Origin of the sequence: Sphingomonas sp. ABOLH (genome assembly GCF_003951715.1) — a bacterium.
Classification (GTDB): Bacteria; Pseudomonadota; Alphaproteobacteria; order Sphingomonadales; family Sphingomonadaceae; genus Sphingomonas; species Sphingomonas hankookensis_A.
The window spans coordinates 24,248-36,163 of the sequence record NZ_QQWV01000039.1; the positions used below are offsets into that span (position 1 = coordinate 24,248).

Below are 11,916 nucleotides of genomic sequence, written 5' to 3' on the forward strand. Positions count from 1 at the left end.
ATTTCCGTGACCCTCCGCAAAACCGCCGCCGTCGCCACCATCGCCCCCGTGCTCGCTCTGGTCGCGCTGTCGGGGTGCAAGCGCACCGGCGAGCTGGACGTGACTTCGGGCGTCGGCATTTCGGCGGTGCGGTCGGCCTGTCCGGTCGCGGGCGTGCCGGCCGGGACCGGCGACATCACGCTGTTCGATCCGCCTGCCAGCACCGATGCGAAGGCGATCGACGTCGTCGCGACGCTGACCAACGTCCGCGCCTCCTGCGTCGAGGGGACGGACACGATCAACAGCACGGTCAGCTTCGACGTGCAGGCGCGGCGCAACCGCACCGATGCGGCGCGGGTCGTGACGTTACCCTATTTCGTGACGGTCGTGCGCGGCGGCACGCAGGTCGTGTCGAAGCGCATCGGGCAGATCACGCTCAACTTCGCGGCCGGTGAGGCGCGGGCATCGGCGCAGGGGCAGGGGACGGCGATCGTCGACCGCGCCGCCGCGACGCTGCCGCAGGAAACCCGCGACCAGATCAACCGCCGCCGCAAGCCCGGGGACCAGGACGCGGCGATCGACCCGCTGTCCGATCCGGCGGTGCGCCAAGCGGTGCTGGCCGCGACGTTCGAGGCGCTGGTGGGATTCCAGCTGACCGACGCGCAGCTGCGGTATAATGTGACGCGGTGAGGCCGGGCGGAGCGGGTAATCTGCTTCGTCTTCGTCATTCCCGCGAAGGCGGGAATCCATAGACGCTATGGTAGCGCCTCTTGCCTTGACGTCAGCGCGTATGGATTCCCGCCTTCGCGGGAATGACGACGTGGTTGAGTTGGCATGCCTACGTCATCCGGTCTGCGCGGGGACTGCCAATCGCGTCGGGAAACGGACCGCTTGCAACGCCCCTTCCGTCCGCTAGCCGCCCGCTTTCCCGATTGACTAATCCCCACGCCCAAGCCAGAGGTTCGGGCATCAAGGCTTGCAGCCGACGCCACGCGCGGGAGAGTGCGGAGTGATCCGCCGCCGAAGGAGCAACCGCCCCGGAATCTCTCAGGCAACAGGGACCGCGCGGGGCCACGATACTCTGGAAAGCGTTGCGGCCATAACGGTCGGACCACCGAAGGGGTAAGCAGGGCATGTGCCCCGCGAAAGCTCTCAGGTTCCGTGACAGAGGGGGCGATGGTTGCAGGGCGCGCTGTGCCCCTGCGTCCGTCGATCGTCCCTATCACGAAGGATGTGGCCCATGAGCGACATTGCGCCCGAACCCGCCCACGAACTGCGCGCCGACGGCACCGATCCGGTCGAGGAACTGCCGCCGCAGGTGCTGCCGCTCGACGCCTGGCACCGGGCGAAGGGTGGCCGCATGGTCCCGTTCGCGGGCTATACGATGCCGGTCCAGTATGAAGGCATCATGGCCGAGCATCTGTGGACGCGCGAAAGCGCCGGGCTGTTCGACGTAAGTCACATGGGCCAGCTGGTGATCCACGGACCGCATGCGACTGCCGCGCTCGAAGCGCTGCTGCCGGGCGATCTGCGCATCCTGAAGCCTGCCAAGATGCGCTATTCGCTGCTGCTCGACGAACAGGGTGGCATTCTCGACGACCTGATGGTCACGCGGCTGGATGCGGCGGACCCCGGCGTTCCGTTCCCGATGGATGCGGCGGCCGGCGAGGACGCCTTCTATATGGTCGCCAACGGTGCGACCAAATATGACGATATCGGCCATCTGCGCGAGCATCTGGCCGACGAGATCACGCTCAACCATCTCGACGACCGCGCGCTGCTGGCGTTGCAGGGGCCGAAGGCGGTCGATGCGCTGGATCGCATCCTGCCGGGCGTCGCCGCGCTGACCTTCATGACCGCCGGTGCGTTCGAATGGAACGGGCACAAGCTGTGGATCAGCCGTTCGGGCTATACCGGCGAGGACGGCTATGAGATTTCGCTGCCCGAGGACGCCGCCACCGCCTTTGCCGACGCGATCTGTGCCGAACCGGAAGTGAAGCCGATCGGTCTGGGCGCGCGCGATTCGCTGCGCCTCGAAGCAGGGTTGCCGCTCTATGGCCACGACCTCAGCCCCGATACGACTCCGGTCGCCGCCGACCTGGGTTTCGCGCTGTCGAAGCGTCGTCGCGAGGAAGGCGGCTTCCCCGGCGCCGAGCGTATCCTCGCCGAACGCGCCGCCGGCCCGCAATTGAAGCGGATCGGCGTGATCGTCGAAGGCCGCCAGCCGGTGCGCGAAGGCGCCGAGGTCGTGGACGCCGACGGCAATGTCGTCGGTCACGTCACCTCGGGCGGGTTCGCGCCGAGCGTGCAGGCGCCGATCGCCATGGCCTATTGCCCGCCGGCGCTGGCGGAAAGCGGGGCGATCACCCTGCGCCAGCGCGGCAAGCTGCATCCGGCGCGGGTCGTGCCGATGCCGTTCGTCCCCCATCGTTACGTCCGTTAAGAGGGAGTTGCCCCGATGAGCCGTTTTTTCACGCAGGAACATGAGTGGATTGAAGTCGACGGTGAAGTCGCGACGGTCGGCATCACCGAATATGCCGCCGGGCAGCTGGGCGACATCGTGTTCGTCGACGTTCCCGCCGATGGTCGCGAACTCACCAAGGGCGACGATGCCGCCGTCGTTGAGTCGGTCAAGGCCGCTTCCGACGTCTATACCCCGGCATCGGGCACGGTGATCGAGGGCAATGCGGCGCTGACCGACAACCCGGCGCTGGTCAACGAAGACCCCGAAGGCGATGGCTGGTTCTTCAAGCTGACGCTCCGCGATGAGAGCGAGCTGGGCGAGCTGATGGATGAAGAGAAGTACGCCGCGTATATCGCGCGGCTGTAAGGATCGCGCCCGACACCATCGTGGTCCCGGCGCAGGCCGGGACCCATGGATACGGGCCGTTCCGATATTTCGATGCCGCCCGTGTCCATGGATTCCGGCCTTCGCCGGAATGACGGATGCGATGGCGGTTCTGCAGTAGGACCATCATGCGCTATCTTCCCCTGACCCCGACCGACCGCGCGGACATGCTGTCCGTGATCGGTGCCGACAGCATCGACGACCTGTTCGTCGACGTTCCCGAATCCGCCCGGCTCGACGGGCCGGTGCCCGGTCTGCCCAACCATGCCAGCGAGCTGGCAGTCGAGCGGCATCTGTCGGCACTGGCGGCGAAGAATGTCGCGGCGGGGTCGGTGCCGTTCTTCCTCGGCTGTGGTGCGTATCGCCATCATGTGCCGGCCAGCGTCGACCACCTGATCCAGCGTGGCGAGTATCTGACCGCCTATACGCCCTACCAGCCGGAAATCGCCCAGGGCACGCTGCAGATGCTGTTCGAATTCCAGAGCCAGGTCGCCCGGCTGCTGGGCTGCGACGTGGCGAACGCGTCGATGTACGACGGCTCGACCGCGGCATGGGAAGCGGTGACCATGGCCCGCCGCGTGACGCGCAAGGCGAAGGCGGTGTTCTCGGGCGGGGTGCATCCGCATTACGTCTCGGTCGCCAGGACCATGGCGAAGTACACCGGCGACGTGCTGGACGTGACCGACCCGTGGCTGGTCGCCGAAACCGACGACGATCGGGTGATCGAAAAGATCGACGCCGATACGTCGTGCGTCGTCGTGCAGTATCCGGACATTCTGGGCCGTATCCCCGACCTGAAGCGCATCGCCGATGCGGCGCATGCGGTAAAGGCGCTGCTGATCGCGGTCGTGACCGAACCGGTCGCACTGGGCGCGATCGAGGCGCCGGGCCATCTGGGCGCCGACATCGTCGTGGGCGAAGGCCAGTCGCTCGGCGTAGGCCTCCAGTTCGGCGGTCCCTATGTCGGCCTGTTCGCCTGTTCGGAAAAGCTGGTGCGGCAGATGCCGGGGCGCCTCTGCGGCGAGACCGTCGATGCCGAGGGCAAGCGCGGCTTCGTGCTCACCCTGTCGACCCGCGAACAGCATATCCGCCGGGAAAAGGCGACGTCGAACATCTGCACCAATTCGGGGCTGTGTGCGCTCGCCTTCTCGATCCACCTGACGCTGCTCGGCGAAAAGGGGCTGCGGCAGCTGGCCGAGGTCAACCATGCCAAGGCCTGCGCGGCGGCCGATCGTCTGGCGCAGGTGCCGGGCGTCGAACTGGTCAACGACAGCTTCTTCAACGAATTCACGCTAAAGCTGCCGACCGAAGCGCGGCCGGTGGTGCGCGAACTGGCCGATCGCGGCGTGCTGGCCGGCGTGTCGCTCGGCCGGCTCTATCCGGGCGACGAGGGGCTGGCCAACGGTCTGGTCGTGGCGGTCACCGAAACCGTGACCGAGGAAGATATCGAGGCGCTTGCCGTAGCGCTGACGGAGGTACTGGCATGAGCGTGAACCAGAGCGGCTGGCGTCCCGAAATGGGCGATGCTTCGCAGGCAGCACAGGCGACCTTTACCGGCAACCGCGCGCTGATGCTGGAAGAGGCGCTGATCTTCGAGATCGGATCGACCGAAACCACCGGCGTCGACATCGATGCAGCGCCCAAGGTTGCCTCGCGTCTCGGCAACCATGCCCGCAAGGGCGCGATCGGTCTGCCCGGCCTGTCGGAACCGGAGGCGGTGCGCCACTATACCCGCCTGTCGCGGCAGAATTACGCCATCGACCTCGGCCTGTTCCCGCTGGGGTCGTGCACGATGAAGCACAATCCGCGCCTGAACGAACGCATGGCGCGGCTGCCGGGCTTCGCCGATCTGCACCCGCTGGGGCCGATCGACACGGTGCAGGGCGCGCTGGAGCTGATCCATCAGCTGGCACACTGGCTGGTCACGCTGACCAACATGGATTCGGTCGCCATGTCGCCCAAGGCGGGCGCGCATGGCGAACTGTGCGGTATCCTCGCGATCAAGGCGGCGCTGGAAAAGCGCGGCGAGGGTCATCGCAAGGTCATCCTCGTCCCTGAATCGGCGCACGGCACCAATCCGGCGACGGCGGCGTTTGCCGGCTTCACCGTGAAGGCGATCCCCGCCACCGCCGAAGGGCGCATCGATACGCAGGCGCTGAAGGACCGGCTGGGTCCGGACGTTGCCGGCGTTATGATCACCAACCCCAACACCTGCGGTCTGTTCGAGCGCGACCTGAAGGAAATTTCCGACGCGGTGCATGCGGCGGGCGGCTATGTCTATTGCGACGGTGCGAACTTCAACGCGATCGTCGGCCGGGTGCGGCCGGGCGATCTCGGCGTCGATGCGATGCATATCAACCTGCACAAGACCTTCTCCACCCCGCATGGTGGCGGCGGTCCGGGTTCGGGTCCGGTGGTGTTCTCGAAGGCGCTGACCCCCTTCGCGCCGCTGCCGTTCGTCGAGAAGCAGGGCGACCGCTTCGTGCTGGTCGAAGAGGAAACCGCCGGCGAGCATCACGCCGACAGCTTCGGCCGAATGGTCGCATTCCATGGCCAGATGGGCATGTTCACCCGCGCGCTGAGCTACATCCTCAGCCACGGCGCCGACGGCCTGAAACAAGTTGCCGAAGACGCGGTACTCAACGCCAATTACGTCCTCCGCAGCCTCGACGACACGCTCGACGCGCCGTTCGGCGACAGCGGCCCGTGCATGCATGAAGCGCTGTTCAGCGATGCGAACCTTGCCGAGGGCTTCTCGACGCTGGACGTCGCCAAGGGGCTGATCGACGAGGGCTATCACCCGATGACGGTCTATTTCCCGCTGGTCGTCCACGGCGCGATGCTGGTCGAACCGACCGAAACCGAGAGCAAGGCGGCCCTCGACCAGTTCATCGGTGCGCTGAAGTCGGTCGGCGAACGCGCCAAGGCGGGCGATGCCGCGCTCAAGTCCGCGCCGCACTTCGCCCCGCGTCGTCGCCTCGACGAAACGCTGGCGGCACGCAAGCCGGTGCTGGCGTGGAAGGACAGCGTCGCGCCGGTGGCGGAAGCGGCCGAATGATCGCCGCCGTCCCGCCCGGTCACCGGGCGGGATGATAGCGCCAGCGTCAGAGGATCGCTTCGCGCAGGCGCGGGGCCGGTTTCGCCCGGGCCCGCGCCGCATCGCACACCCGCCCGACCACGACCGCCAGCGCCATCATCGCGGCGAGCGCGACCAGTTGCGCGATATCGGCGCCGATGCCTGCCGCCTGCAGCCGGGCGATGATCGCATAGCCGATCACGGCATGGACGAGATAGAGCGGGTAGGAGATCGCGCCGAGCCACAATAATAGCGGATGGTCGAGGCCGCGGAGCCGTCCGGTTGCAATCCCGAGGAACAGCGCCATCATCGCGATCAACAGCAGCGTGGCGTGCAGACCACCGGTCAATGCCTGTACGCCCAGCATCGCCGCCGCCAGCAACCGCTGATCCTGCCAGCGAACCGTACCGCGCCAGACGGGATAGGCGATCAGCCCGACCGAGAACCAGATGCAATGTTCGGTCAGCAGGACGAACTGCAGCCAGCCCGGCGTCGGCAGCAGCCAGCACACCAACCGGACCGCGAGCCATCCGAGGACGAGCCGCTCGATCGACCGCAGCGCGCCGATCCGCCACATGATTGCGATCAGGGCGTAGAAGATGACCTCCACATTGAGCGTCCAATAGACGCCGTCGACCATCGGCACCCCGGTCAGCTTCTGCATCAGCGGCAGGTTCGCCAGCCATTCGAGCGGAGTGACTGCCAGCCGCGCCGGTCGGAACGTCCATGCGACGATGCCGGTCAGTATCATCGCCAGCCAATATTCGGGCAGCAAGCGCCGGGCACGGGCCTGCGCGAACGCCCCCAGGGTCGGCGTCCGTTCGAGCGTGGCCAGCATCGCGAAGGCTGAAATGGCGAAGAACAGCTTCACGCCGTCATCGCCCCAACGCAGTTGCAGGTGCGGCAGCGCTGTCCCCGGCACCATGAACTGGATGAAATAGCTGTAGTGGTACAGCACGACCGCCAGCGCCGCGAGGCCACGCAAGGCGTCCAGCTCCCGCAGCCGGTCGGCGGGGCGGCGGGGGGCGGTTCCTACCATTCGCCCGATGTGCGGCCACCGGAGTCAAAACCGCGTTAATCGTCGCGCCGTGGCTCCGCACGGCACCTTCCGCGGCGGCGTGGCGACGCATTGCCTGACGGAACCTTGTCCGATGCGACCGGTTGCCATCGGTACATGACCGAAACATCCACCCCCGCCGACGCGGCGACCGAGGAAGAGCGCAAGGTCGCGCTGGATCCCGAACAGGAAGAGGTGGTCGACGATCGCCGTGCCGCCTCCGCGCTGATCGTGCACGAAGTGGTCCGGCGACAGGGGATCGAGGAACTCGAACGGCCCGCCGCGTCGCTGATGTGGTCGGGCATCACCGCCGGTATCGCCATCGGCCTGTCGCTGCTGGGCAAGGCGGTGATGGAAACCGCTGTCCCCGCCGGCCCATGGACGCCGCTGCTCCAGGCGCTCGGCTATGCGATCGGCTTCGTCGTGGTGATCTTGGGGCGGATGCAGCTGTTCACGGAGAGCACGTTGTCGGCGGTCCTGCCGCTCGCGACCGATCCGTCGGTGCGCAACCTGGCGCGAACGCTGCGCCTGTGGGGCATCGTGCTGTTCGCCAATCTGATCGGCACCTTCGCCTTTGCCGGTTTCGCCATGCTCGGCGGGCTGGGGTCGGAACAGGCAGCCGAATTGCTCGAGGTAAGCGGGGTCGTGCTGAAGCATGTCGGGATGGAAGGGTTCCTGGCCGGCATCCCTTCCGGCATCCTGCTGGCCAGCGTGGTGTGGACCTTGCCAAGCGTCGAAGGGCAAAAAGTGACGCTGATCGTGCTGCTGACCGGGTTGATCGATCTGGGCGGCTTTGCCCATGTCGTCGCCGGGTCGGCGGAGATGTGGGTGCTGGTGCTGCACGGCGACATGGGCGCGGGACAGGCGCTGGCGTTCTTCGTTCCGGTACTGCTCGGCAATATCGTCGGCGGCAGCGTGCTGTTCGCGCTATTGGCCCACGCACAGGTACGGGGCGAAATCGAGGAAGATTGAACTCAGTCCTCCTCGACCATCGCGCGGACCTTTTGCCGCCCCAGCCGGTGCTCGCGCCATACGATGAACAGGCCGCTGGCGATGATGATCGGCGCACCGACCCAGGTCATCGGCGTCGGCAGCACGCCGAACAACAGCCAGCCATAGACCGTCGCCCATAGCAGGCCGGAATAGTCCATCGGCACGACGACCGCGACCGGCGCGGCGCGCGATGCGGCGGTCAGCGCGATCTGCCCCATGCCACCGACCATGCCGATCGCGACCAGGTTGGCCCAGGTCAGCCAGTCGTGCGAGCGGATGTCGAAGGCATAGGCGGTGGCGATGAACGGCAGGGTCAGCGTGGAAAACCAGAAGACGGTCGTCCCCGCCGGCTCGTCGCGCAGCTGGCGCAGCGCGATCGCGACGAGGGCGACGAACAGCGCCGCCATGAGCCCGACGAACGCCCCGAACAGCGGCACGTGCGAACTGCCCGGTTGCGACACGACCAGCACGCCGACGAAGCCGACCAGCACTGCGCTCCACCGCTGCCAGCCCGTCCGCTCTCGCAGCACCAGCGCGCCGAGCAAGGTCGCAAAGATCGGCACGGTGAACTGGAACGTGGTCGCCTCCGCCAGCGGCAGCAGCAGCACCGCGCCGAAGGTAAAGACCATGCCGACCAGTCCGATCATCGATCGGGTCAGATGCCCCTTGAACCGCGTGGTGCGAAGCGACCGCAGCCCCGGACCTGCCGCGACGAACCCCAGCACGATCGGCAGCGCGCACAGCTGGCGATAGAACATGGTTTCGGGCAGCGACGCGCCGCGCGTCTCGGCCAGCTTCACCAGTGCCGACATGGTGGACAGGAAGAAGATCGCGAGCAGGCGGAGCGCCAACCCCGTCAGGATACGGTCGCCGGGCATGGGGGGCACCTACAGGCTGTAGCGCGCCGACGCCACCCCGCGCGCGTGCCCGCGAAAGTTGCGAAGGTTGCGCAAAGTCGACCGCGAAGGAATCGCTAACCATGACGCCGTGGTGGAGGGCGGCAGCCCGCCACGGCCATCGCCATGACACGTCGACTGCGGAAGTTGACGCCGCCGGGTCGTGCGGCGCCGTGCAAGGAATGCGGTGCTACCGCATGGCGACTGTGGATCGCCGGAGCGAAGCGTATGAAATGCAACGATATTAGTCGGACTGCGGGGGCAAAGTCCTTTCCCGCCCAGCAGATCGTTCGTCCCGCGGTGCCGGTGCGCCCGCGCGCGACGTTGCTGTTCTGGCTCGCCATCGCCGTCCTGCCATGGCTGGTGATCGCCGCGATCCTGTTGGCGGGCGATTGAGCGCGTATCCCCGCTTGGCGAACGGCCCCGTTTGCCGCTATCGCGCGGTCCCATGAAGCACGCTCTCAACGTCACGCGCGAACAGGATTTCGCCGCCTGGTATCAAGCCGTCATCACCGAGGCCGATCTGGCCGAGGAATCCGGGGTGCGCGGGTGCATGGTCATCCGGCCCTGGGGCTATGGCATCTGGGAGCGGATCCAGCGGCTGCTCGACGACCGGATCAAGGCGACGGGGCATGAGAATTGCTATTTCCCGCTGTTCATCCCGCTGTCCTATTTCGAAAAGGAAGCCGAGCATGTCGACGGCTTTGCCAAGGAAATGGCGGTCGTCACCCATCACCGGCTGGTGGCGGACGGCAAGGGCGGGCTGACCCCCGATCCCGAAGCGAAGCTGGAGGAACCGCTGGTCGTGCGCCCGACCAGCGAGACGGTGATCGGCACCGCCTTTTCGCGCTGGGTCCAGTCGTGGCGCGACCTGCCGGTGCTCATCAACCAGTGGGCGAACGTCGTCCGCTGGGAAATGCGCACCCGCATGTTCCTGCGCACCGCCGAATTCCTGTGGCAGGAAGGGCATACCGCCCATGCCACGGCGGAGGAAGCGCGCGACGAGACGCTCAAGATGCTCGAAGTCTATCGCGAGTTCGCCGAAACCTGTCTCGGCCTGCACGTGATCGCGGGCGAGAAGCCGGAGAATGAACGCTTCCCCGGCGCGGTCGCGACCTACAGCATCGAGGCGATGATGCAGGACGGGAAGGCATTGCAGGCGGGCACCTCGCACTTCCTCGGCATCAACTTCGCCCATGCGCAGAACATCCGGTTCCAGAATGCCGAGGGCCAGTTCGAACACGCCAACACGACGAGCTGGGGTGTGTCGACGCGGATGATCGGCGGGGTCATCATGGTCCATGGCGACGATGACGGGCTGCGCGTGCCGCCCGCGATCGCGCCGTGGCAGGTGGTGATAGTGCCGATGCTGCGCGATGCGCCCGAGGACGAGCTGCTGATCGCCTATTGCCGCGAGTTGCAGGCGTCGCTGGCCAGGCAGACCGCGCTCGGCGAACCGGTCCGCGCGCTGCTCGACCTGAAACCGGCCAAGGCCGCCAACAAGCGCTGGGGCTGGGTCAAGAAGGGTGCGCCGGTGATCATTGAGGTCGGCGGGCGCGACATGGCCGGCGGCAATGTGTCGGTCGTGCGGCGTGACCGGCTGTACCGCGCCGATGGCAAGCTCGACAGCGCGGTCGTCGCGAAGGACGATTTCGTGGGCGAGGTCGGCGCGACGCTGGCCGATATCCAGGCGACGTTGCTGGCGCAGTCGACCGAGAAGTTGCGTGCCGCAATCGTACCGGTCGATGACTGGGCGGGGGTCGAGGCGCATTTCGCGTCGGGCGCGAAGAACCCCGGCTGGGTCGATGTCCGCTGGTCGAAGCCGACCGGCGATGCGCTGGAGGCGGTGGTGCAGCGGTTGAAGGGGCTGAAGCTCACGATCCGTAATGCGCCGTTGGGGCAGACCGGGTGTGACGATGGCCCGTGCGTGTTCACCGGTGCGCCGGCGGTGGAGCGGGTGCTGATCGGGCGGGCGTACTGACGCCGGCCCCGACGTCACCCCGGACTTGATCCGGGGTCCCGCTTCATCTCAACCGCTGGCAAGAAAGCGGGACCCCGGGTCAAGTCCGGGGTGACGACAGGGGTGGGGCTGGTCGTTGTCCACCCCCATCGCGGGCCGTATCCCCGCGCAGGCGGGGGGGCAGACGGCACGGCCAGCAAGCGCGTATCCTTGTCGCGCGTATCCCCGCGCAGGCGGGGATCCAGGCCCGCAAGCGGTAACGCGCTTGACCCTGGACCCCCGCCTGCGCGGGGGTGCGCGTGAATCAAGGCGACGTGACGTCACGCTGGGCTTGATCCGGGGTTCCGCTTTCTGTCCGGTGGTTGGGAAGAAGCGGGACCCCGGGTCAAGCCCGGGGTGACGATTGGGTAAGGGGCACGTTGTGGCAACCAGCCGGTAGAAACCATGCGTATCCCCGCGCAGGCGGGGATCCAGAGTCACTAACGGTAGCGCTTGTAACCCTGGACCCCCGCCGGCGCGGGGGTACGGCTCGGCCGGCAAGTCACAGAAGCTGCACCTCGCCTGGACCCCCGCCTGCGCGGGGGTACGGCTTATCGTCTGGTAACAGCCTCCGTCCAACCGTACCCCGGCGAAGGCCGGGGTCCAGTTACGGAATGGTTGCCATAAACTCGCTGACGTCCCCCAACTGGACCCCGGCCTTCGCCGGGGTACGGTTCGAGTAGGTCAGGACGCGACCCTCAATCCTTCAGCTTCCCCGGCACCTGCCCACCGGCCTTGCCGAGTTCCTGCAACACCGCGCGGTGCAGCCAGATATTCATCTCGGCGCTGCCGTCCTTCGCGCCGGTATAGCCCAATTCGGTGGCCAGCTCCTTGCGGTTGTCGAGGCTGGAATCGAGGTCGAGCAGCTTCATCAGGTCGACGATCGACGTCCGCCAGTTGAGCGGCGGATTGCCCTTCTGCGCCGCGATGCGTTCGATCGCGGTCATCGGATCGACCGGCTGGGGCGCGGCGGGGGCGGGTGGCGATGGAGGGGGGTCCTGGCTCTTATACACAGATACGAGGCCACGAGCCGTAGAGGAAACTGGGTGGACGTCTTCTTCGTGCAAA

11 protein-coding genes and 1 riboswitch are annotated in these 11,916 nt (G+C 67.0%); of the genes, 8 read left to right on the plus strand and 3 right to left on the minus strand.

All coding sequences use genetic code 11. From position 1 onward, the window contains the following. Window positions 1-6: 6 nt before the first annotated feature. The 5 genes from CA237_RS15365 to gcvPB all read left to right on the plus strand — a co-directional run bounded on the left by CA237_RS15365 (window position 7) and on the right by gcvPB (window position 5,885). Window positions 7-669: a hypothetical protein gene (locus CA237_RS15365; RefSeq protein WP_198158543.1), complete on the plus strand. Its 663-nt coding sequence runs from the start codon at window positions 7-9 to the stop codon at window positions 667-669. Window positions 670-964: 295 nt separating this feature from the next. Further along, window positions 965-1,053, plus strand: a riboswitch (glycine riboswitch). A 166-nt stretch (window positions 1,054-1,219) separates the two neighbouring features. Further along, complete coding sequence (gcvT, locus tag CA237_RS15370; protein WP_084401544.1) at window positions 1,220-2,422, plus strand: glycine cleavage system aminomethyltransferase GcvT; 1,203 nt, start codon at window positions 1,220-1,222, stop codon at window positions 2,420-2,422. 15 nt (window positions 2,423-2,437) lie between these two features. Then, window positions 2,438-2,809 carry a glycine cleavage system protein GcvH gene (gcvH, locus tag CA237_RS15375; RefSeq protein WP_066690195.1) on the plus strand — a complete coding sequence of 124 codons (372 nt, stop codon included), beginning with the start codon at window positions 2,438-2,440 and terminating at the stop codon, window positions 2,807-2,809. A 146-nt stretch (window positions 2,810-2,955) separates the two neighbouring features. Beyond that, entirely contained in the window at window positions 2,956-4,314 is a 1,359-nt protein-coding gene (gene gcvPA / locus CA237_RS15380) for an aminomethyl-transferring glycine dehydrogenase subunit GcvPA (protein WP_126014616.1), read from the plus strand. Then, window positions 4,311-5,885 (plus strand): aminomethyl-transferring glycine dehydrogenase subunit GcvPB, encoded by a 1,575-nt coding sequence (gene gcvPB / locus CA237_RS15385; protein ID WP_066690191.1) that lies wholly within the window; start codon window positions 4,311-4,313, stop codon window positions 5,883-5,885. Before gcvPA ends, gcvPB begins: the two co-directional genes overlap by 4 nt. 46 nt (window positions 5,886-5,931) lie before the next feature. Here gcvPB and CA237_RS15390 read toward each other — a convergent pair whose 3' ends face one another. After that, window positions 5,932-6,942, minus strand: a complete 1,011-nt coding sequence (locus CA237_RS15390; protein ID WP_066690189.1) for an acyltransferase — start codon at window positions 6,940-6,942, stop codon at window positions 5,932-5,934. 135 nt (window positions 6,943-7,077) lie between these two features. Between CA237_RS15390 and CA237_RS15395 the strand changes: the two genes are divergently transcribed. Then, complete coding sequence (locus tag CA237_RS15395; RefSeq protein ID WP_084401542.1) at window positions 7,078-7,932, plus strand: formate/nitrite transporter family protein; 855 nt, start codon at window positions 7,078-7,080, stop codon at window positions 7,930-7,932. Between the two features lie 2 nt (window positions 7,933-7,934). Here CA237_RS15395 and CA237_RS15400 read toward each other — a convergent pair whose 3' ends face one another. Continuing rightward, window positions 7,935-8,831 (minus strand): DMT family transporter, encoded by an 897-nt coding sequence (locus tag CA237_RS15400; protein ID WP_066690187.1) that lies wholly within the window; start codon window positions 8,829-8,831, stop codon window positions 7,935-7,937. Window positions 8,832-9,077: 246 nt separating this feature from the next. On the opposite strand from CA237_RS15400, the gene CA237_RS19740 reads away from it, so the two are divergent. Beyond that, window positions 9,078-9,245 carry a hypothetical protein gene (locus CA237_RS19740; RefSeq protein WP_164523892.1) on the plus strand — a complete coding sequence of 56 codons (168 nt, stop codon included), beginning with the start codon at window positions 9,078-9,080 and terminating at the stop codon, window positions 9,243-9,245. A gap of 52 nt (window positions 9,246-9,297) precedes the next feature. Then, window positions 9,298-10,830 carry an aminoacyl--tRNA ligase-related protein gene (locus CA237_RS15405; protein WP_126014618.1) on the plus strand — a complete coding sequence of 511 codons (1,533 nt, stop codon included), beginning with the start codon at window positions 9,298-9,300 and terminating at the stop codon, window positions 10,828-10,830. A gap of 716 nt (window positions 10,831-11,546) precedes the next feature. Here CA237_RS15405 and CA237_RS15410 read toward each other — a convergent pair. Further along, the gene (locus CA237_RS15410) at window positions 11,547-11,861 is read right to left on the minus strand and encodes a DUF3597 domain-containing protein (protein WP_277600140.1); all 315 of its coding nucleotides are present in this window, start codon (window positions 11,859-11,861) and stop codon (window positions 11,547-11,549) included. Window positions 11,862-11,916 lie beyond the last annotated feature (55 nt).

What these genes read in the sequence shown, in the direction of transcription:
- CA237_RS19740 (WP_164523892.1), top strand. Translation starts at nt 9,078, where the DNA reads ATGAAATGCAACGATATTAGTCGGACTGCGGGGGCAAAGTCCTTTCCC.
- CA237_RS15400 (WP_066690187.1), bottom strand. Translation starts at nt 8,831, where the DNA reads ATGCCCGGCGACCGTATCCTGACGGGGTTGGCGCTCCGCCTGCTCGCG.
- CA237_RS15395 (WP_084401542.1), top strand. Translation starts at nt 7,078, where the DNA reads ATGACCGAAACATCCACCCCCGCCGACGCGGCGACCGAGGAAGAGCGC.
- gcvH (WP_066690195.1), top strand. Translation starts at nt 2,438, where the DNA reads ATGAGCCGTTTTTTCACGCAGGAACATGAGTGGATTGAAGTCGACGGT.
- CA237_RS15390 (WP_066690189.1), bottom strand. Translation starts at nt 6,942, where the DNA reads ATGGTAGGAACCGCCCCCCGCCGCCCCGCCGACCGGCTGCGGGAGCTG.
- gcvPB (WP_066690191.1), top strand. Translation starts at nt 4,311, where the DNA reads ATGAGCGTGAACCAGAGCGGCTGGCGTCCCGAAATGGGCGATGCTTCG.
- gcvPA (WP_126014616.1), top strand. Translation starts at nt 2,956, where the DNA reads ATGCGCTATCTTCCCCTGACCCCGACCGACCGCGCGGACATGCTGTCC.
- CA237_RS15405 (WP_126014618.1), top strand. Translation starts at nt 9,298, where the DNA reads ATGAAGCACGCTCTCAACGTCACGCGCGAACAGGATTTCGCCGCCTGG.
- gcvT (WP_084401544.1), top strand. Translation starts at nt 1,220, where the DNA reads ATGAGCGACATTGCGCCCGAACCCGCCCACGAACTGCGCGCCGACGGC.